Annotated in this window: 13 protein-coding genes and 1 pseudogene; 3 read left to right on the forward strand and 11 right to left on the reverse strand. The window is 49.6% G+C overall.

Going from position 1 to position 20,555, the window contains the following annotated elements:
• Positions 1 to 217 precede the first annotated feature (217 nt).
• The 3 genes and pseudogenes from BXO87_RS05615 (at position 218) to uptA (ending at position 2,234) form a co-directional block, all read left to right on the forward strand.
• A pseudogene (locus BXO87_RS05615) lies at positions 218 to 669 on the forward strand (GtrA family protein).
• A gap of 6 nt (positions 670 to 675) precedes the next feature.
• Complete coding sequence (galU, locus tag BXO87_RS05620; RefSeq protein WP_038458208.1) at positions 676 to 1,569, forward strand: UTP--glucose-1-phosphate uridylyltransferase GalU; 894 nt, start codon at positions 676 to 678, stop codon at positions 1,567 to 1,569.
• 74 nt (positions 1,570 to 1,643) lie between these two features.
• Positions 1,644 to 2,234: an undecaprenyl phosphate transporter UptA gene (uptA, locus tag BXO87_RS05625; protein ID WP_007410125.1), complete on the forward strand. Its 591-nt coding sequence runs from the start codon at positions 1,644 to 1,646 to the stop codon at positions 2,232 to 2,234.
• Positions 2,235 to 2,287: 53 nt separating this feature from the next.
• Here uptA and BXO87_RS05630 read toward each other — a convergent pair whose 3' ends face one another.
• The 11 genes from BXO87_RS05630 to BXO87_RS05680 form a co-directional block, all read right to left on the reverse strand.
• Entirely contained in the window at positions 2,288 to 3,817 is a 1,530-nt protein-coding gene (locus BXO87_RS05630) for an acyl-CoA carboxylase subunit beta (RefSeq protein ID WP_012117691.1), read from the reverse strand.
• Positions 3,818 to 3,834: 17 nt separating this feature from the next.
• Positions 3,835 to 4,614, reverse strand: a complete 780-nt coding sequence (locus tag BXO87_RS05635) for an enoyl-CoA hydratase (protein WP_038458210.1) — start codon at positions 4,612 to 4,614, stop codon at positions 3,835 to 3,837.
• 13 nt (positions 4,615 to 4,627) lie between these two features.
• The gene (locus BXO87_RS05640) at positions 4,628 to 5,527 is read right to left on the reverse strand and encodes a hydroxymethylglutaryl-CoA lyase (protein WP_038458212.1); all 900 of its coding nucleotides are present in this window, start codon (positions 5,525 to 5,527) and stop codon (positions 4,628 to 4,630) included.
• Positions 5,528 to 5,542: 15 nt separating this feature from the next.
• On the reverse strand, positions 5,543 to 5,755 hold the full coding sequence (locus tag BXO87_RS05645; protein WP_038458215.1) for an acetyl-CoA carboxylase biotin carboxyl carrier protein subunit: 213 nt from the start codon (positions 5,753 to 5,755) through the stop codon (positions 5,543 to 5,545).
• Complete coding sequence (locus BXO87_RS05650; RefSeq protein ID WP_038458218.1) at positions 5,752 to 7,101, reverse strand: acetyl-CoA carboxylase biotin carboxylase subunit; 1,350 nt, start codon at positions 7,099 to 7,101, stop codon at positions 5,752 to 5,754. Before BXO87_RS05650 ends, BXO87_RS05645 begins: the two co-directional genes overlap by 4 nt.
• A 21-nt stretch (positions 7,102 to 7,122) precedes the next feature.
• Positions 7,123 to 8,763: an AMP-binding protein gene (locus BXO87_RS05655; protein ID WP_076851248.1), complete on the reverse strand. Its 1,641-nt coding sequence runs from the start codon at positions 8,761 to 8,763 to the stop codon at positions 7,123 to 7,125.
• Between the two features lie 44 nt (positions 8,764 to 8,807).
• Entirely contained in the window at positions 8,808 to 9,950 is a 1,143-nt protein-coding gene (locus tag BXO87_RS05660) for an acyl-CoA dehydrogenase family protein (RefSeq protein WP_007611857.1), read from the reverse strand.
• A gap of 139 nt (positions 9,951 to 10,089) precedes the next feature.
• Positions 10,090 to 11,628, reverse strand: a complete 1,539-nt coding sequence (locus BXO87_RS05665) for a glycoside hydrolase family 10-like protein (protein WP_038458223.1) — start codon at positions 11,626 to 11,628, stop codon at positions 10,090 to 10,092.
• A 120-nt stretch (positions 11,629 to 11,748) separates the two neighbouring features.
• Positions 11,749 to 12,129, reverse strand: coding sequence for a DUF1360 domain-containing protein (locus tag BXO87_RS05670; protein WP_003153891.1), 381 nt, complete (start codon positions 12,127 to 12,129; stop codon positions 11,749 to 11,751).
• Between the two features lie 74 nt (positions 12,130 to 12,203).
• A complete protein-coding gene (locus tag BXO87_RS05675) occupies positions 12,204 to 16,007 on the reverse strand; it encodes a non-ribosomal peptide synthetase (RefSeq protein WP_038458226.1) in 3,804 nt (1,267 codons plus the stop codon).
• 19 nt (positions 16,008 to 16,026) lie between these two features.
• Positions 16,027 to 20,555, reverse strand: a 4,529-nt coding sequence (locus BXO87_RS05680) for a non-ribosomal peptide synthetase (protein ID WP_139337719.1), incomplete at its 5' end; no start/stop codon positions are given.

Consider the following 20,555-nt stretch of genomic DNA (forward strand, 5'->3'; position numbering starts at 1 on the left):
CCCCTCCTTTCTCTTACTTTGAAAATTAATGTTAACCAAATTAATAAAAGGTTAACACTTATACAGAATATTAGTGCCCTCCACGGAATATGTCAACCTAAACTATCAAACTGTTAACTTAATGAGTTTTGCAAAGCCTCATTACGTTTTCATGTTTTGTTCATATTTTAGTAATTGTTTATTCAACACTGTCCGCTAAAGTAATCCATATCAACAAATAGGACAGCGAACCGCATCTTATTATGAGGGGAGGTCACCGTTATGCTGAAAGAAAAAGTAAAGACAGCAGGCCGTTTTTGCACTGTAGGGGTCGGCAATACGCTGATCGATTTTGGTGTCTTCTTTCTTCTCGCCGCTTGTCATGTCCCCTATCTTCCGGCGCAGATCTGCTCCTATTCGGCAGGAATCATCAACAGCTATGTATGGAACCGGAAGTGGACGTTTCGTGTAAAACGCAAGGCTGACGGGAAAGAGATCATGCGATTTCTCATGATTAATCTTGCCGTGTCGGGAATCACCTTTTTGCTGCTTTACGCGTTTCAAAAAGGCGGCTGTTCGCTATTGGTGAGTAAGTTCGCTGCCACTATCGGCGGAATGATGATGAATTTTATCGGAAACCGAATCTGGGTATTTGGAGATTCGCTGAAAAACATACAGGATCAGGAGTGAAGATGAATGAAAAAAAGAGTGAGAAAAGCGGTCATTCCCGCAGCAGGTTTAGGAACGAGATTTCTGCCGGCGACAAAGGCGCAGCCTAAAGAAATGCTGCCGATTGTCGATAAACCGGCCATCCAATATATTGTCGAAGAGGCCGCAGCGGCAGGAATTGAAGATATATTGATTATTACAGGGAGAAACAAACGCTCGATTGAAGATCATTTTGACCGGTCGGCGGAATTGGAATTCAATCTTGAGGAAAAAGGCAAGACGGAGACGCTGAAGGAAATGCAGCGGATTGCCGATTTGGCCAATATTCATTACATTCGTCAGAAAGAACCGCTCGGATTAGGACATGCGGTGCTGTGTGCGGAGCATTTTATCGGAGATGAGCCTTTTGCCGTTCTCTTAGGTGATGATATTATGGTATCTGATACTCCCGCTCTCTCACAGCTCATAGACGTCTATAACCAACACGGTACAGAAACGGTCGGCGTACAGCCCGTCGATCCTGCTGATGTCAGCAAATATGGTATTATACAGACGGGGCGGCAGAGCGGTCATGTGTACCAGATTGAGGATCTGATTGAGAAACCGGCTGTTGAAAAGGCGCCCTCTCATATTGCCGTGATGGGCCGTTACATATTAACCCCTGCTATTTTTAAAACGCTGAAGACGATCGGAAGAGGCGCGGGCAACGAAATCCAATTGACAGACGCGCTGCGCGAAGTGTGCCGCACCCGAAGCATTTACGCGCGGGAGCTTGAAGGAAGCCGGTTTGATATAGGAGATAAGTTCGGCTGTTTTAAGGCAGGCACGGAGATCGGGCTTCTGCGGGAAGAAATGAGACCGAAACTTTTAGCTTATTTAGAAGAGGTGTTAAAAAGACAATCTGAAGAAATCGTGCGTTAAAAAATAATTTGTAACCATTTTGCTTGTCAATCAGTCATATAATTGGGTAAAAAGATAAAGAGGTTGTGAACAGTGTGGGCAATTTTATTAGTGAAATATTATCCTGGCTGACAAGTATGGGCTATTTAGGGATTGCGCTCGGATTAATGATCGAAATCATTCCGAGTGAAATCGTTCTGGCTTACGGAGGCTATATGGTGTCAGAAGGCACGATCAGCTTTATCGGCGCCATTGTCGCCGGTGTGATCGGGGGAACGATCGCGCAGTGCTTTATTTACTGGATCGCCCGTTATGGGGGACGGCCGTTTTTGGACAAGTACGGCAAGTACTTACTTCTGAAAAAGCATCATGTTGATGTTGCGGAAAACTGGTTTCGCCGTTACGGCGCCGGCGTTGTGTTCTCGGCGCGGTTTATCCCGGTCGTCAGACATGCGATTTCCATCCCGGCCGGCCTTGCGAAAATGCCTCTTTCCAAGTTTGTCATATTGACGACGCTCGCCATTATTCCGTGGTCTGTCATTTTCGTTTATCTCGGGTATCAGCTCGGGGGACAGTGGAAAGACGTAGACAGCTATGCCGGAATGTATACAACTCCGATCATTATATTGGCTCTCGTATTTATTGTTGTTTATTTTGTTGTGAAGAAAATGAGATCAAGACTATAAAAAAAGACTGCATAAGAACGGCTGTGAGCCGGATCTATGCAGTCTTTTTTTATTTATACCGGGTATACGGGGTGTTTCCGGTGTGTGAATGTCAGTTGTTTGGACATGTAAGCAGTGAGGCGTTTATTGAGTTCTTCCCGCAAGGAATCAGCAGGAACAATGCCGTCAATCACCATTTCAGAGGCAAGCCGGTAAAGGTTAATGTCTTCCTTATATTCATCACGCTTTTCTTGAATAAAAGCCGGCCTTTCTTCAGGGGCTAGCTCGCTGATTTTGTTTGCGTAGACCGCATTCACCGCTGCTTCAGGACCCATTACGGCAATTTGCGCAGTCGGAAGCGCTAAACAGCAGTCCGGTTCAAAAGCAGGCCCCGCCATCGCGTATAATCCGGCACCGTAGGCTTTTCTGACGATAACAGAAAGCTTCGGAACAGTCGCTTCCGCCATTGCGGAGATCATTTTTGCGCCATGCCTGATGATGCCCGCCTGCTCAACCTTCGTTCCGATCATGAATCCGGGAATGTCTGCTAAAAACAGAAGCGGAATATGGAATGCGTCGCACAAAGCGATAAATTTTGCGGCTTTATCCGCCGAATCGAGAAATAAAACCCCGCCTTTGACACGCGGCTGATTGGCGATAATGCCGACCGGCTGTCCGTGAATCCGCGCAAGCCCCGTTATTAATTCCTGCGCAAATAACGGTTTAATCTCAAAAAATGAGTCTTCATCAATGACACGTTCAATTAAATCCATCATGTTGAACGGTGCGTTTTGATGTGCCGGAATGACATCTGAGAGCGGTTTTTCAAAAGCCTTCGGGTTCTTAGATTTGTTGACGGGCGCTTTTTCAGTATAATTTGACGGAAAATAGCTGAGATATGTCTGCGCCATCATGATTGCTTCCTGTTCCGTCGGGGCGAGGAGATCACCGCAGCCTGATACGGAACAATGCATACGGGCGCCGCCCATTTCTTCAAGCGATACTTTCTCGCCGATCACCATTTCTGCCATACGCGGAGAACCTAAGTACATGGATGCATTGCCCTCGACCATAATGACAATGTCGCAAAAGGCCGGAATGTAAGCGCCGCCCGCAGCGGAAGGGCCAAACAATAAACAGATTTGCGGAATGCGGCCCGACAGCTTTACTTGATTATAAAAGATGCGGCCGGCTCCCCTTCTGCCCGGGAACATGTCGACCTGATCCGTAATTCTCGCACCTGCGGAATCGACTAAGTACAAGAGCGGACACTGAAGTTTTTCCGCGGTCTCCTGAATGCGGATGATTTTTTCCACCGTTTTCGCGCCCCACGAGCCCGCCTTTACGGTTGAGTCGTTTGCCATCACACAAACGGTTCTGCCGCCGATGGTTCCGATCCCGGTAACGACCCCGTCAGCCGGCAGTCCGTCTGACATGCACTCGGCGAAAAAAGCGTCTTCAACAGATATGCCGTCATCGAATAAAAGCTTCAGCCTGTCTCTTACAAAAAGTTTTCCCTTCTTTTCGTTGCTTGCATGATATTTCGCGGCTCCTCCCTTTTCAATCGTTTTGCTGCGTGTCTGCCGTTCTTTTTCGTAATCCATCCGAGTCCCTCCATGTTTTATTTTCCTTTGTATTCAGGGGGTCTTTTTTCTTTAAAAGCGCGCAGGCCCTCTTCTCTATCAAGTGTGGGGATGACTTGTTCATATGCTTTTCGTTCGATTTCGAGCCCTGTATTGAGATCTGTCTCCAGACCCTTGTTTATCGCGGATTTTGCTTGTCTGACGGCGATCGGCCCATTAGCGGCGATTCGGCCGGCCAGTGCTTTTGCTTTTTCCATAAGTTCATCGGCTTCATAAACATGCTCGATCAGCTTCATGTCTTTTCCCTCTTCTGCAGAAAGTCTTCGGCCGGTATAGATCAATTCTTTTGCCGCGCCGGGGCCGATAAGCCGGGGCAGTCTCTGCGTTCCGCCCGCCCCGGGAATGATCGCAAGCCCTGTTTCAGGAAGGCCGAGGCCCGCCCGGCTGACGGCGATTCTGATATCGCAGGCGAGAGCGAGTTCAAGGCCTCCTCCGACAGCGGTTCCGTTCAGTGCTGCAATGACCGGCTGCGGGAGAGCTTCAATGGATGCGGCCGTTTCACCGATACGGCTGACACTTTGTCTGACTTGTTCATGATTCATCCCCGCTCTTTCTTTTAAATCAGCACCGGCGCAAAATGTGTTCCCGTTGCCGGTGAGAATGACACAACGAATGGATGGCGAGTTTTTGATGTCTTCAATCACACGCTGTAAATGATCAATCATTTCTGAAGACAGCGAGTTGGCCGCATGCGGGCGGTTCAGTGTGATCAGACCGATCGTTTCTTGACAGACGGAATACAAGACGCAATCTTCCATGGCTTCTCCTTTCTCATTTCGTTCTGAATGCCTGCAGGTTTCTGCTTGGCAGGTCTTTGCCTATTTTATCCGCGATCCAGCCGGCGGCATAAAGAAGTTTATTCATGTCCGTCCCGGTATCAATCCCCATTTGTTCGAGCATATAAATGACGTCTTCTGTGGCAGCGTTGCCTGCTGATCCAGGGGCGTACGGGCAGCCGCCAAGCCCGCCTGAGGAAGTATCAAAGGATGTGATGCCCATATCAAGAGCGGGAAGGATATTCGCTAGAGCCGTTCCTCTTGTATCATGGAAATGGAGTGCAATTTTTGAGGCGGGAATTCTCGGCAAAAGGGCTTCAAGCACGGCTATGACCTGCAAGGGGTTTGCCGCGCCGATCGTGTCGCCGAGCGATATTTCATCAACACCCATTTCGAGCAGGGTGTCTGACAGGCGGATGACTTGTTCGACCGGCACGTTCTGTTCGTACGGACAGCCGAACACAGTGGACAGATAAGCTCTCGTCGTCATTTTTTCAGCTTTTGCTTCAGTAATAACCCGCCTGAGCTCTTGAACGGTGCGGTCAATCGGTTTGTTTACGTTTTTTTGGTTATGGGTTTCGCTTGCAGATAAAAATACACATGCCTGATCGATTCCGCCTTCTGCCGCATGCTCCAGTCCGATGAGGTTCGGAACGAGAGCCGCGTAGACCGTATGTTCAGATCTGGCAATGCCTTTTGCGACGTCCAGGCTGTCACGAAGAGCCGGAATCCATCTCGGATGCACGAATGATGTCACTTCGATATAGGGAAGGCCTGTTTTTGACAGCATATTGATCCACTCAATCTTATCTTCTGTATCCACCCACGCCGATTCATTCTGCAAGCCGTCACGCGGTCCTACTTCATTGATGCGGACATGTTTCGGACAGTTCATGCTGCACCTCCCGTTTTATTGAAGTTCAATCAGGACCTCTCCTTCATCAGTGAAATCACCTTCTAATTTTTTCACTTCTTTCACCGTACCCGCTGCATCAGCGATAATCGGAATTTCCATTTTCATAGATTCCAAGATGGCCACTTCCTGTCCTTCTTCAATGACATCGCCCGGCTTCACATGAATTTTCCACAGATTTCCCGCCATCTGAATTTTTATGACGCTCATTTTGACGCCCCCTCGTTCATTCTTTGTAAAAAACCGGTTGTTGCCTCGCCCTTTTCAAACACATCTGAAAGGGCAATTTTTGTCAGCAGCGGAATGTTGGTTTTAATCCCTTCTACATGATATTCGCCAAGGGCGGTTTTTAGTTGTTCAATGGCTTGTTTTCTCGTATTCGCCGTGACGATCATTTTGGCAATCATCGGATCGTAAAACGGAGAAATGACGCTTCCCTTTTCGACGGCGCATTCGTGTCGCACTGACGGGTGTCTTAAAACGGAAAAAGACGAGATGGTACCGGGTGACGGGTAAAAGGTGACCGGATCTTCCGCATAGATTCGCACTTCAATCGCATGACCGCGGTGGTTGATATCTTTCTGCGAGAAAGTCAGCGCCTGCCCAGCGGCAATTTTCAGCTGTTCTTCCACAAGATCCAGTCCTGTAATTTCTTCTGTCACCGGATGCTCCACCTGCAGTCTGGTGTTCATCTCTAAAAAATAGATTTGTTTCTTTTGGTCGACGAGAAATTCTATTGTGCCTGCATTTTGGTAGCCGATCGATTTAGCGGCTTTAACGGCGGTTTCACCGAGTCTTTGTCTTAATTCATCGTCAACAAACGGCGACGGCGCTTCTTCTATCACTTTTTGGTGGCGCCTTTGTACTGAACAGTCACGTTCAAACAGATGAACGGTGTTGCCGAAAGAATCTGCGAGTATCTGAATTTCAATATGACGGGCATTTTCAATGACCTTTTCCATGTACATTGCGCCGTCTCCAAAAAAGGACGCGGCCCGCTTTTGATTGCCTTCAAACGCTTTGGCCAGCTCTTCTTCTGAATGTACGATCTGCATGCCGATTCCGCCTCCTCCTGCGGAAGCTTTCAGCATGACCGGAAAGCCGATGGCACGGGCTTCTGCTAAGGCGGAGTGAACATCGGGCAATGGCTCTGAAACACCGGGAACGATCGGGACCTTTGCTATTTGCATCGTTTTTCGGGCTTCTATCTTGCTGCCCATCTTGGCTATGATATCACCGGGCGGACCGATAAATGTGATTTGTTCCTTCCGGCAGCGTTCAGCGAACAGGCTGTTTTCTGACAGAAGCCCGTAGCCCGGATGAATGGCGTCCGCTCCGGCGGATTTGGCGGCTTCTATGATTCTGTCGATATGTAAATAGCTTTCATTTACTCTCGATTTTCCGATCGGATAGGCCTCATCAGCCGCTTTTACGTGCAGCGCGTCCCGGTCGGCTTCTGAATAGACAGCTGCCGAGGGGATGCCGAGACGTTTGCAGGTGCGGATAATTCTTAAGGCGATTTCTCCTCTGTTGGCAATCAGGACTTTTTTAAACAAATGTGAAGCACTCCTTTTTCATTAAGTTAACTTGAGCTCTTCAATCGTTTTTTCCCGCAGCTTGAATTTCTGAATTTTTCCTGAGGCTGTCATTGGATATTCATCTGTAAACAAAACATACCTGGGGACTTTATAGCGGGCGATATGTTCTTTGCAAAAGGTTCTGATGTCTTCTGCGGAAGCGGTTTGTCCGTCTTTGAGCCTGACCCATGCCGCGGCCTCTTCTCCGTATTTCGGATCAGGCACGCCGACGACCTGAACGTCTGCTACCGCGGGATGCCGATATAACATTTCCTCAATCTCGCGCGGATAGATATTTTCGCCGCCCCTGATCAGCATGTCTTTCAGACGGCCCGTGATTTTGCAGTACCCGTCCTCGTCCATGACCGCCAAATCACCGGTATGCAGCCAGCCGTCTTTGTCTATCGCTTCTTCGGTCGCTTCTTGATTTTTATAATAGCCTTTCATGACATGATATCCGCGGGTGCAGAGCTCTCCTTGTTCGACCCGGGCGGCTTCTTGGGATGTTCCGGGCCGAACGATTCTGACTTCGATATGGGGAAGCGCGCGCCCCGCTGTTTCGACTCTTCTTTTAAATGAATCATCCGTTCTTGTCTGCGTAATGACAGGTGATGCTTCGGTCTGTCCGTAGGCAATTGTAATGTCAGTCATCCCCATTTTGCCGATCACTTCTCTCATGACTTCCGCCGGGCATGGCGAGCCTGCCATAATACCGGTTCGGACGTGGGAAAGATCATATTCAGAAAAACGGCTGTCATGAAGGAGGGCGATAAACATCGTCGGTACACCGTGCAGAGCCGTGCAGGCTTCTTGCTCCACCGTTTTCAGAACGGCCGGCGGAGAAAACTGTTCGATCGGAATCATCGCCGCACCCGCGGAAACACATGCCAGCACGCCGAGCACACACCCAAAGCAGTGGAAAAACGGCACGGGAATACATAAACGGTCACTTGGAGTAAGCTTCATGCATTCTGCGATATTGGCCGCGTTATTTACGATATTAAAATGTGAGAGCATGACGCCTTTCGGAAATCCGGTCGTACCTGATGTATATTGCATATGAATGCAATCATCCTTTTTCAGGCTGTCCATCCTTCCGTCAAGCTCTGCATCCGTTACAGACTCAGCATCCTTCAGCAAAGAATCCCAACGGTGCATCCCGGGCGGGCTTTTATCACCGATATATAACACCGTCCGTAAAAAGGGGTAACGTTTCGAACGCAGCCTGCCGCGCTCACACGTTTTCAGCTCTGGAATCAGCTTATTCACGATTTCAACATAAGATGTCTGCCGGTAGGAATCCATGATTATCAGGGCCGAGACGTCTGAATGTGCCAGCAGATAATCAAGCTCTGCGATTTGAAAATTGGTATTAATGGTGACCAGAACGGCGCCGATTTTCGCCGTTGCAAATTGCGCCGCGAGCCATTCCGGAATGTTGGATGCCCATATGGCTACATGATCTCCTTTTTCAACTCCCAGCTTCATCAGCCCTTTTGCGGTTTGCCGGCATAACCGGTCAAACTCGGCATACGTATAACGAAGGCCGCGCTCAGGGTAAACAACCGCTTCACGATCCGGAAAAAGCTCCGCGGTCCGCTCAAGCAGCTTTCCGGCTGTTAAATGGATAAGTTCAGCCATAGGACCTGCCCCTTTCCATCCCTGTCTTAGTAAACGTTTTCATTTCACTTCAAAAGCTGTCTTGCGATGACCATTCTTTGAATTTCTGACGTTCCTTCGCCAATCTCCATCAGCTTTGCGTCACGAAGCATACGTTCGACACCGCATTCCTTCATATAACCGGAACCGCCATGAATTTGGATGGCCTGAAGGCATGTTCTGACGGCCATTTCAGAAGCATAAAGCTTGGCGAATGCCGCTTCTTTCGTAAATGGCAGGTTTTGATCCTTCAGCCATGCCGCTTTAAGCACCATCTGTCTGGCAAGGTCAATTTCCATCGCCATATCGGCCAGCTTAAATTGAATGGCTTGAAATGACGATATCGGACTGCCGAACTGCTTGCGTTCCTTCGCATATGACAGCGACGCCTCCAGCGCGCCTTGAGCGATACCGACAGCCAGTGCCGCAATCGAGATCCGCCCGCCGTCTAATGTATATAAAAATTGTTTAAAACCTTTTTCAGGATCACCGAGCAGGTTATCGGCAGGCACCCTGACATCCTCCAGCACAAGCTCGGCCGTATCCGACCCTCTCACACCCATCTTGTCGTACGGATTTGTGATCGTAAATCCCGGTGTGTCTGTCGGGACGATGAGAGCTGAAATGATCGGTTTTCCGGAGGAGTTCTTTCCCGTAACGGCGGTGACAATGACCGTTCGGGCGTAATTTGCGTTTGTGATCCAGCATTTCTCTCCGTTTATCACATAGTCATCGCCCTTTTTCTCGGCTTTTGTCTGGGTTCCGCCGGCATCTGAACCTGCATTCGGCTCCGTCAGCCCGAATGATCCGAGCGCTTTTCCCGAAGCAAGCGGAATAAGATGTTCTTGCTTTTGCTGTTCAGTACCGAAATAGTATAATGGGCTTGCGCCGAGTGACACGGCTGCCGCGTAGCTCAGCCCAGTGCTGCCGCAGGCTTTTCCGATTTCTTCGACCGCTGCTGCATATGAAATGGTGTCACCGCCCGCCCCGCCGTATTCTTCCGGAAACGGAATTCCGAGCAGCCCGAGTTCGCCTATTTTTTTAAATGTGTCTATCGGGAAGACGGCTGATTGATCAACCTCATGGGCTTTCGGGGCAATTTCATTTTTGGCGAAATCTCTGACCATTTCGCGCACCATCTGCTGTTCTTTTGTCAGTTGAAAATTCATTAACCTTCCTCCTTCTGCTGCTTTCTACATTTTATTAATGGGGGTCTTTATTCATTCCATCCAAATGAAGTCTGAACATTCGGACTCATCCGCTACAAAAAAACTGACAGCGCCGCAACTGTCAGTTTTATTAATAATGCTATTTAACCATCCGTTTTGCGGAGGGACGGCTCTCATGGTGAAGCCTGTCAACGGAAGTAACGATATAGGTGCAGGCTCCTTTCGCCCGAGTATCAGTATCTGAAAATGTCTGCGTCCGTGACGATGTTTTTCTGACTGTATCCACTAAATAAGGCTGCTTTCCCTTTTCTGCGCGGTAAATGGCGTAATAAGCCGTTTTTTTACCGTTGGATTTCGCATCTTCAATATAGAGTGTATGGCCTGAATCGTTCTTCTCCGCCCGTTTGACAGCCGGTTTTTTTAAATCGGAATGTCCGAGCCAAGGCATCTCGGGAATTAATGCGGGCCGGCTGTACATGTCTTTGATCAAACGGTTTTTCACATCGAGCGGATTACGGTTTAAATCCTTTAAACTGAAATGCATGCTTCCTTTAATCCAAGCTGATCCCCTGTTTAGAGTAATCTGTCTTCCGTATTCCCCCGGGTCGGCCCAGGCCGGATCAGCATTGTTGTTGATTTTATAAGCTGCCTGCCCGATATATAAATGCACCGGCCGATTGTTCACTTCTTTTCCCCACCAATCCGCTAAGATGTCATATGCCGCCGCTTTAAATCCGATGCTCCAGTAAATTTGCGGTGCGATGTAATCAATGTATCCTTTTTGGATCCATTCTCTCGTATCAGCGTATAAATCATCGTAGTTCCGCACCCCTGCGGCCGTTTCGGAGCCTGTCGGGTCATCTGCGGCATTTCTCCATACGCCGAACGGGCTGATTCCGAATTTGACATAAGGTTTTTCTCGTTTGATGGTTTGGTTGATTTCTTTTACAAGCCGGTTGACGTTATCCCTGCGCCAGTCATCAATTGATGCAAAGTGAGCCTTTCCGTACCGTTCGTATTCCGCCTGATCGGGGAATTCCTGTCCGGCAATTTTATAAGGATAAAAATAATCATCCATATGAACCGCATCAATGTCATAACGGCTGACCACTTCTTTGATTCCATCCGTTATAAATTGTCTTACTTCCGGAATGCCCGGATTATAGTAAAGCTGTTTTCCGTATGCAGCGACCCAGTCCGGATGGGAACGCGCGGGATGATCATCTGAAAGCGCATTCAAATTTGTGTGATTCATCGTGATCCGGTAAGGATTGAACCAAGCGTGAAATTCAAGATTCCGTTTATGTGTCTCTTCAACTAAAAAAGCAAGCGGATCGTAGCCGGGATTTTTGCCTTGTGTTCCTGTCAGATACTCTGACCAAGGCCCGTAATCTGATGGATAAAAAGCATCAGCCGCAGGCTTAATTTGGACGATAACGGCGTTCATTCCCATCTCCTGAACGTCATCCAGCAGCTTGCTGTATTCTCTTTTTTGCTCTTCCGGTGACAGCCCTTTTTTAGAGGGCCAGTCGATATTGGTGACAGACGCGATCCATACGGCTCTCATTTCTCTCTCCGGCTGAGTGCCGCTTGCTTGTGCGGATGCTGAGAATGTAAAGATACCAGCTGTCAGTACAACGGTCAAAAACCATATCATGCTAAAACGGCAGCTTTTCATGTTTTTCCCCCTCTCTGCTTTACGGTATTCCGAAGCATTCCGGGCGGTGAATCAGAAAGCCTGCTTTGCTCCTCTTAGCCTAAAAGGGAAAGAAAAAAGTCCTAAAGCGAATAAAACGCTTCAGGACTTTTTATGTTTTATGGCGGCGAGCACATCAATGACCTTCGTTCCGACGCCGACACATGTTTCAAGAATGGCCTGCGCTCCGGCGATGGACAAAATGAAAATAACCGGATGTGCATAGCGGGGCCAGACCAAGTAGCAGATGCCGATCAATATGGCGCACCAGACACCCGCACACCAATAACATTGCAGCATATAACCGAATGCGGAGGAAGGGACTTTTTTTTGGACGGCGCGCCCGTTTTGATCGACGGTTTTTTCTTGCTTTATAAAGGGTTTTCTTATGAATTCCGTAATCTTATCAAATACGATCAAATGGGTCAGCCGGTAGCTGGCAAGAATGATCATTACATACGTAAGCCAAGATAGGTTCGTCATGTCAAAGCCTCCAAAAAAACTGAGTTTGATTCCCCTATCTTGCCCTTTGTCTTCTTCAGCCATTCTGCCGGATGTTACAGATTCCGCGCCAAGCGTCTTCCGCTGTTTGCAATGATGTCCAGTATGACCTCAGCATTTTGCTGTGCATAGGCGGGTTCAAACATATCTTTATGGGCGCCCCCGCCTTGATATTCCTGATAGAGTCCCGTTGTGGCGCCTTCCCACTTCATCGGCTCGGTCTTATCACTCTGCTCTTCCTTTATGCCGGCTTCGATAAAATGGAGGTTTGCCGCGATTTGGCCGTCATTTATCAGTTCCGCCCAGTACGTTTGATAGCACTCTGTTTTTCTGATGACCGCTTCCCTGACGGCTTCCGGGACATTTTCGGCTGTTGCGTTTGTTGGCTGCGGCGGCAGTGCGTCAAGCTTTCTGTACGCGTCTGCGATAATGACGTCACTGATTTCTAAGCCTCGCTTTTCCATCGCTTTTGCCGCCTCGAATGCCGTATTGCCGCCCGCTGAATATCCGAAAAGGATATAAGGGCCTTCCGGCTGGATTTCCAGCATTTTATCAATGTATAGTTCCATTCTGCTGTCTTCTTCAATAAAGTTAAAGCCGTACACAGCAGCCCGTCCGTTTAATGCCGCCGCAAGATCTTTAAAGAAAATCCCGAAACCTGAGATAGGCGGAAAACAGAATAGGTTGCGGCCTTTCGGCTGATTCAGTCTGCTGATATGCTGTTCGGCAGCTTCCGACAGTGTGCTGGAATACAGCTTTTCAGCCAATTGTTCAATTGTCGGATATTCAAATATCATTTCAATCGGCACATCCATCTGCTGCCTGGTCTTCAGCTGATGAATCACTTGCAATGCTTTCAAAGAATGGCCGCCCAGCTCAAAGAAGTCATCCTGTATGCCCAGCTCCCCGCAGCCGAGGATCGGCGTCCAAATGTCGATCAGCTCACGCTCTACCCAGTTTCGTGGCGGAACGGCTTTTGATGACGTTTTTTTCCGTTCCGGCACAGGCAGCCGGCGGCGGTCCACTTTGCCGTTTGCGGTAAGCGGCATACGGTCAAGCTTAATCACATACTGCGGAATCATATAGTCGGGAAGCGACCTGGCCAACAGGGATCGAATGGCTCTTTCTTCAGCATGTGCTCCTGTATAATACGCACAAAGGATTGCTTCTTGTCCTTCTTTTGCTGCGATGACTGCCGATTCCCTGATTCCATCTATTTCAGTCAAGCGTGCTTCAATTTCGGCCGGCTCAATCCGCTTCCCGCGAATCTTGAATTGGCGGTCGATACGGCTGATGTATCCGATGCTTCCATCAGGCAGCCAGTGTGCCAAGTCGCCTGTTTTGTAGATCTTTTCTTCAGGATGAACCGGATGGCTGACAAATGCTTCACTTGTTAAGTCAGGCCTGTTTAAATAGCCTTTGGCAACCCCGTCACCGCCGACACAAAGCTCACCGGGCACGCCGATCGGCGCAAGTCCGCCGTTTTTATCAATGATATACGCGGTTGAATTGCTGATCGGTTTTCCGATTGGGATCGGCTGAGAAAAATCGTGCCTGATTTCGTAAAAGGTAGAAAATGTCGTATTTTCCGTCGGTCCGTATATGTTATAAAGGCTGAGATTCGGACAGCGGTGTCTGACCTTATTGATGAGCGCCGGGGACAATGCTTCTCCGCCGACATATAAGGTATGCAACCCAGAAAACATCTCCGGATCTGCCTGGGCAAACTGGTTAAAGAGCGCCGTCGTCAAAAACAGAATCGTAATCCGGTTGGAAGAAAGATAATTGCCGAACCTCTCAGGGGCAAGCATTGTCGAGCGGTCAACCACATGAAGACATGCTCCGTTCAAAAGCGCTCCGAAGATTTCAAATGTCACTGCATCAAAACTGATGGACCCTGTCAGAATGAGGCGGTCCGACATGCCAGCCGACGTGTAATTGCTGTTTGACACGAGCGATACGACGTTTCGGTTGGAAATCATCACGCCCTTCGGTTTTCCTGTTGAACCGGATGTATACATAATATAGGCAAGGTCATCAGGTGCTGTATCGGTATTCAGCTTTCCCGCATCAGCTGTTTGTTTTTCAGCTGCAGCCGGGATAGAGATGATGTGAGAAAAGTCAAAGTCAGTCTCAATCCCTTTTTGCACCGTTAACAGCTGTGCTCCGCTCTCAGTGAGCATATCGGCGATCCTGGCGGATGGCAGTTCTGCATCAAGGGGAAGGTACGTCCCTCCCGCTTTCAATACAGCGAGAACAGCGATGATAAATTCCGGTGAGCGTTCGGCCAGAATCCCGGCAATTCCCTTTGGCGCCAAACCGTTTTCCAACAGGATGCGGGCGAATGCAGTTGACTGTTCATCGAGCTCCCGGTACGTCATCGTCAGCCCGCCGGCGTGAAGCGCCTGATGGTCCGGGGTTTTCTTCACCTGTCGGCTGAACAGGCTGATGATGCTTTCCTCTCTTTCATAAGTTGTTTTCGTGTCATTAAATTCGCCGATTATTCTTGATTTTTCCTTTTGTCCGAGCATCGGAAGCCGATCAGCCGGAACATCGGGATTGAAGGCGGCGCCGCGCAGAGCTTCTTCCAAGTGTCCTTTTACGCTCTCTATCCATACTTCGTCATAAACGTTCGCATTGTAGCTGAATTTGATGAGCAGCTCATCGCCAGGCGCTATGATGAGGTTAAAATCGTAGCCCGATTGTTCCGACACGTTGACATTCCCGATCCGGAACGGCGCATCCGATTCCTTTTCCGCGTCTTTCATCTGCTGCTGAATCGGATAATTTTCAAACACGATGATATGGTCGATTAAATCCTGTTTCAGCTCAGTCTGCGATTGGATGTCAGCAAGCGGATGATAGCTGAACGCCTCTGAGTCAAGCATTTCTTTCTGCAATCGCCCCAGCAGTTCTCTAAAGCTTTCGTCACCCGTTTTAATGCGTACCGGCACGGTATTGATAAACAGCCCGATCATGCTTTCCACGCCGTCAATGACCGAAGGGCGCCCTGATACGACGGCACCGAATACGGCATCGTCCGTCCGGTTGTAGCGCTGCAGCATCAGGCCCCATACAGTCTGCATAAGAACCGCGAGCGTAGCCCCCTCTTCTTTGGCGATGGTTTTCAGCCTGTCTGTCAGGTTTTGATCTAAAGAAAACAGGAGCTCTTTCTTACGGTAGCCTTTTTCCTGGGGACGGGCCGATATTTTCGGGAGTCCTGTGGGTGTCTCGCAGCCTGCTAAATATCCTTTCCAATATTCAGAAGCCGCGTCTTTGTCCTGATCAGTCAGCCATGTAATATAAGTGCTGTAAGGCTTTGCGGGCGCCAGTGTGACGGGTGAGCCTGATTCAATCGCCCGGTACATATGCATGAATTCCTGAAGGACGATGCCGAGGCACCAGCCGTCCATAAGAATGTGATGGTGGCTCCAGACGCATACATATTTTTCGTCACCCGTTTTAAACAAAGAAACACGCATCAGCATATCCTTTTGCAAGTCAAAGCCTTTTAAGCGGTCACGTTCCTTAAATCGCTGTAAATAGATGCTCTGTTCCGCTTCGTCCAAATGTGTAAGATCTTCGCGGTGCAGCCGGAATTCCCGCTCACGCAGCACAACTTGGCGGGGGCCGTTCAGCTGAGCGACATGAGGTAAAAAAACCGTTCTGAAAATATCGTGGCGGCTGATGACAGACTGTACGCTTTGCTCAAACAATTCCGGACGAAGCCGGCCTTTTATGGTGAAGACGGATTGCTCGATATATGCAGCCCCCTCCTTTTGCAGAAAGGAATGAAAAAGCATTCCTTCCTGCATTCGGCTGAGGGGATAAATGTTTTGGATATTTTTCGTTTTGTCCATGTGTTCCTCCCGCTCGATTTTAGTGGAAGCTGAGTAAGTCGGCAATATCCTGCAAGGCTTCCTCAGTCAGCTCCCGATCATCAAAGTCACTGACGGTCTTCTCCGTATCGGTTTTGCTGAGGCAGTGTTCCGACAGTTTCAGGAGATAATACCGGCAGCTTTCGGACAGCCGTTCGATCGTATCTTGCCGGAAGCGCTCCGTTTCATAGGAAATGCTGACGGTCATCCGGCCTTTTGCCGCAATCGCGCTGATTTCAAGTGACTGCTCCCGTTTCCATGTATCTGTCACATCATCTCCGCCTCCCAAAGGAGAAAACTGAAACGCGTCTGGCTGTTCCGTTTCTGCCGGATTCCCGCCGGGCGCATCGAATTGTCCGAGATAGTTAAAGCTGATCTCCGGTGCTTTCCCGAAAGTCATCCCGGCAAGCTTCGGCGGTGTTAAATATTTGAGGACGCCGTATCCGTTCCCTTTATCCGGAATGCGCCGCAATGTGTCTTTGACGGTTTTCAATGTGCGAATTTCATATTCTTCATGAGGTTCATAAGCTCCGCTCCGGAAAAGCACCGGGTAAATGGAAGTGAACCACCCCACTGTCCTGCTGATGTCCGCACCTGCCTGCTCCGATTGGCGTCCGTGCCCTTCAAGGGCGATTTTCAAAGCGTGCCGCGGCGACCACTTCTGAATGGCAAGCACGGCGGAAGTCAAAAGCACATCTTGCGTATCCGTATTGTAGGCGCTGTGCACATCTTTCAACAGGGCGTCCGTTTCACTTTCTGTCAGAGTGAAGGATACCGTGTTCCGTTTTTTTGCAGGAGTTTGAGATAGATCTGCCTGCTCGTATGGAAGACTTTCTGTTTCATAGTGTTCAATCTCCCGCCAATACTCCGCCTGCTGAAGCAGCTGTCTGCTTTCGGCATAATCGGCCAGCTGCTCCGTATATGTTTTGAATGACATGGTTTTCGGAGGGAGTTTGATTTCCTGTCCAGAGACGGCCTGCTCATAAGCAGAAGCCAAGTCTTCCAATAAAATCCGCCATGATATCCCGTCGACAGCGAGATGATGGACCGTCAGAAACAAGTAATCTTCTGCTTCAGAGCGGAACAGCCCCGCCTGTACCAGCGGCCCGTTCTCTAAATCCATGTTTCTCTGAAGCTCTGCGACGCGGCGTTTTACAAAACGTTCCTTCTCATGCTCATCGCCTTCCGTTTCTAAAATGGTCAGGCTGTAAAGCTGCTCATCTGGGAGGTCAGCCGGTCTGTTGAAGAGGAGAAGACCTTTCTCTTCGTCTTTTTTGCAGACAAGGCGCAAGGCATCATGATGAACGGTAATGGCTTTTAACGTTTTCCTCAGGATCTCTTCATCTATTGAATTTGTTCTCGTCAGCATGACGGACTGGTTAAAATGATTTGCTTCCTTCATGTCTTGTGTGAAGAACCATTTGTGAACCGGCGACCACTTCACTTCTCCTTCTGCAGGAGCTTGGCTAACCGGCTGCCGCTCTGTACGGACATAAGGCGCCAGCTCCCTAATTGTCGGCCGGCTGAAAATATCTTTTACGGCGATCTGTTTTCCTGCCTGATGTAATCGGGCTGATACTTGCAGGGCTTTGATGGAATCGCCGCCCAGTTCAAAAAATGATTGATCCGCGGCAATGTTTTCAGTTCCGAGGACTTCGCTCCAAATCGCGGAAAGCTCTTTTTCCATGTCGCTTTCAGGCTCGGTAAATGCCCGTCCGGTGTGCGCTTTTTTCCGCGGCTCAGGAAGCGCGCGGCGGTCAAGCTTCCCGTTCGGTGTGACAGGCAGGGCTTCAAGTGTTTCAAAGAACGCCGGCACCATATAAGCGGGCATTTCATTTCTGAGTGCCTGCTGCACGGTTTCACTTTCTGTTCCTTCTTCTGTCACGATATAAGCGCATAGTTCCGTTTGGCCTGCTGATGCGGTATGAGCGGTGACAGCTGCTTCTTTGACACCTTTTATGCCTGTTAAGGCGGATTCAATTTCTTTCAGTTCCACCCGGTAGCCTCTGATTTTGACTTGCTCGTCCATTCGGCCGATATATTGCAGCGTGCCGTCCGGCAGCCATTTTGCCAGGTCGCCCGTGCGGTACATGCGCCGGTTCTTCCGGAACGGGTCTTGGACAAAGGCTTGGGCCGTTTGCATAGGAAGATTGCGGTACCCTCTTGCAAGGCCGGAACCTGAGATGCAAAGTTCTCCTGTTACACCGATCGGCTGCGGGTGATCCCCGTTTAAAATATAAACGTGTGAATGCTCAATCGGACGGCCGATCGTGATGTTCTCACTTTGTTCTATATGTCTTGCCGCTGTAGTGGCGACGCTGTTTTCCGTCGGGCCGTACTCATTGGCAAGCTCCGTGTGTGGACAAACTGATAAACTGCTGCTGATAATGTTTTGGTCGACAGCTTCTCCGGCTAATGTGACAATTCTGAGAGACTCTGCATCCCCCGGCTCCAGTACGTCAAGCAGTGTACGGTACAGTACGGGAACAATGATCATGTGAGTGATGCGGTAAGATGCAAGATAGTGTTTAATAGCAAGAATATCTCTTGCTTCATCTTCGGCTAAAACGGCCGCCTTCGCACCGGAAATCAGCGGTGTGAACATACTTGTTACAAAACCGTCAAAGGAAAATGAAAAGAGCTGAAGAACCGTATCTTTCTCATTCAGATCATAAAATCCGCTCCGCCATTGAAGGGTTTGGCTGACGGATCGATGTTCGACCATAACCCCTTTCGGCCTGCCTGTCGTCCCGGATGTGTAAATGATGTAAGCCAAATCTTCCGGTGCTGATAATGACTGGACCGGCGAAGCATCCTGTTCTTGGATATCCTCCAGTGCGAGCACTTCACCGTTAAAACGATCAGGCACTTGTTCTATCGCACCGTGTGCGGTAAGGAGAAGCGCTGTGCCGCTGTCTGAGATGATATATTGCTTGCGTTCCTCCGGATATTCAGGATCTATCGGGACGTACGCTCCTCCGGCTTTCCAAACCCCGAAGACTGCCGCTACTTGTTCCGGCGATCTTGGTATCACAATGCCGACGGCTGCATCAGGTCCGATCTGCCGTTTTTGCAGAGCTCTGGCGATTTTATTCGACCAGTCATCTAATTCTTTGTATGTGATCAATGTTTCCTCGCTGATAAGGGCCGCGGCATCAGGTGTTTTTCGCGCCTGGGTGGTGAACAGTTCATGAACTGTTTTTTCAGGCAGCTGTTGATTCGTCAAGCCGTTAAAGTCCGAAAGAATCCGGTTCCGTTCCGGAGCAGTCAGCATGCTGATCGCTTGTAAAGAAGTTTCCGGTTCACGGACAATGTGTTCAAGCATCGTCATAAAGTGGGAAGCCCAGCGCTGCATCGTTTCTCTCCGGAATAAAGACGCCGCATATTCAAACAGAAAATGAATCTGTCCCCCGCCTTCAGAAGCCTGTAAAGTGACATCAAATTTGGAAACCGGACGGGACACATCCGCAGGCTGAATATGCAAACCGTCCAACAGCAGTTCCTCATGCTCTATATTCTGGACGACAAGCATGGCGTCAAACAGCGGATTGCGGCTTGTGTCCCGCTGTACGCCGAGCCGTTCCACTAGCTCTTCAAACGGATAGTCCTGATGCTCATACGCCTCAAGCGCCGCCTGGCGGACTTCCGCCAAGTAATCGGTGAACCGTTTGTCTCCTTTCGGCTCCGTTCTGATGGCGAGCGTGTTGACGAACATGCCGAGAATCGGTTCAAGGTCTTTGTGCGGACGCCCGGCAATCGGCGAGCCGACGATGATGTCTTCCTGCCCGCTCAATCGCGCGAGTAACGTATTGTACGCGGCGAGAAGCACCATATACAAAGTGGAGCCGTGATCCCGGGCGATGCGGTGAAGGCCGGATGCCGTTTCAGCGTCAAGCGTGCACGATACGCTGCCGCCCGCAAAGCTTCTGACAGCCGGACGGGGCTTGTCAGCCGGAAGCTCAAGCACCGGAAGCTCTCCTTCTAGCCGCTTCAGCCAATAGGCTTCCTGTTTCTGGTACCCTTCTTTCTCCTGAAACAACCGCTGCCAGACGGCATAGTCTTTATATTGAAGGCGCATCGGCGCAAGCGAACGGCCTGCGTACAGCTCGCCGAATTCTTTTATCAAGGTGTTGACGGACACACCGTCAGAAATAATATGATGCATATCCGTTAATAAAAGGTGACGTTCGTCGGATTCTTTCACGAGAGCCGCACGAAAGAGCGGCGCTTCTTCCAGACAAAACGGCCGGACGAATGCGTCAGCTGACTCGGCCTCATCCAGCTGAAACGGTACGCTGTCATGGATGCGCTGCACCGGTTCGCCGTCAGGCCCCGTTTCAAAGGACGTTCTGAGCGACTCATGCCGCTCCACAAGCTGCCGGAACGTCTCCTCCAGCCGGACACGGTCAAGCGGGCCCGTCAGTTCCAGCACAGCCGGCATATTGTAGCCGACACCGCCGTCTTCAAGCTGTTGGAGCACATACATCCGTTTCTGCGCCGAAGACACCGGGTAGGTGTCCTGTTTTTGCG

The sequence above is a fragment of the Bacillus sp. GZB genome (assembly GCF_001975995.1).
GTDB lineage: Bacteria > Bacillota > Bacilli > Bacillales > Bacillaceae > Bacillus > Bacillus velezensis.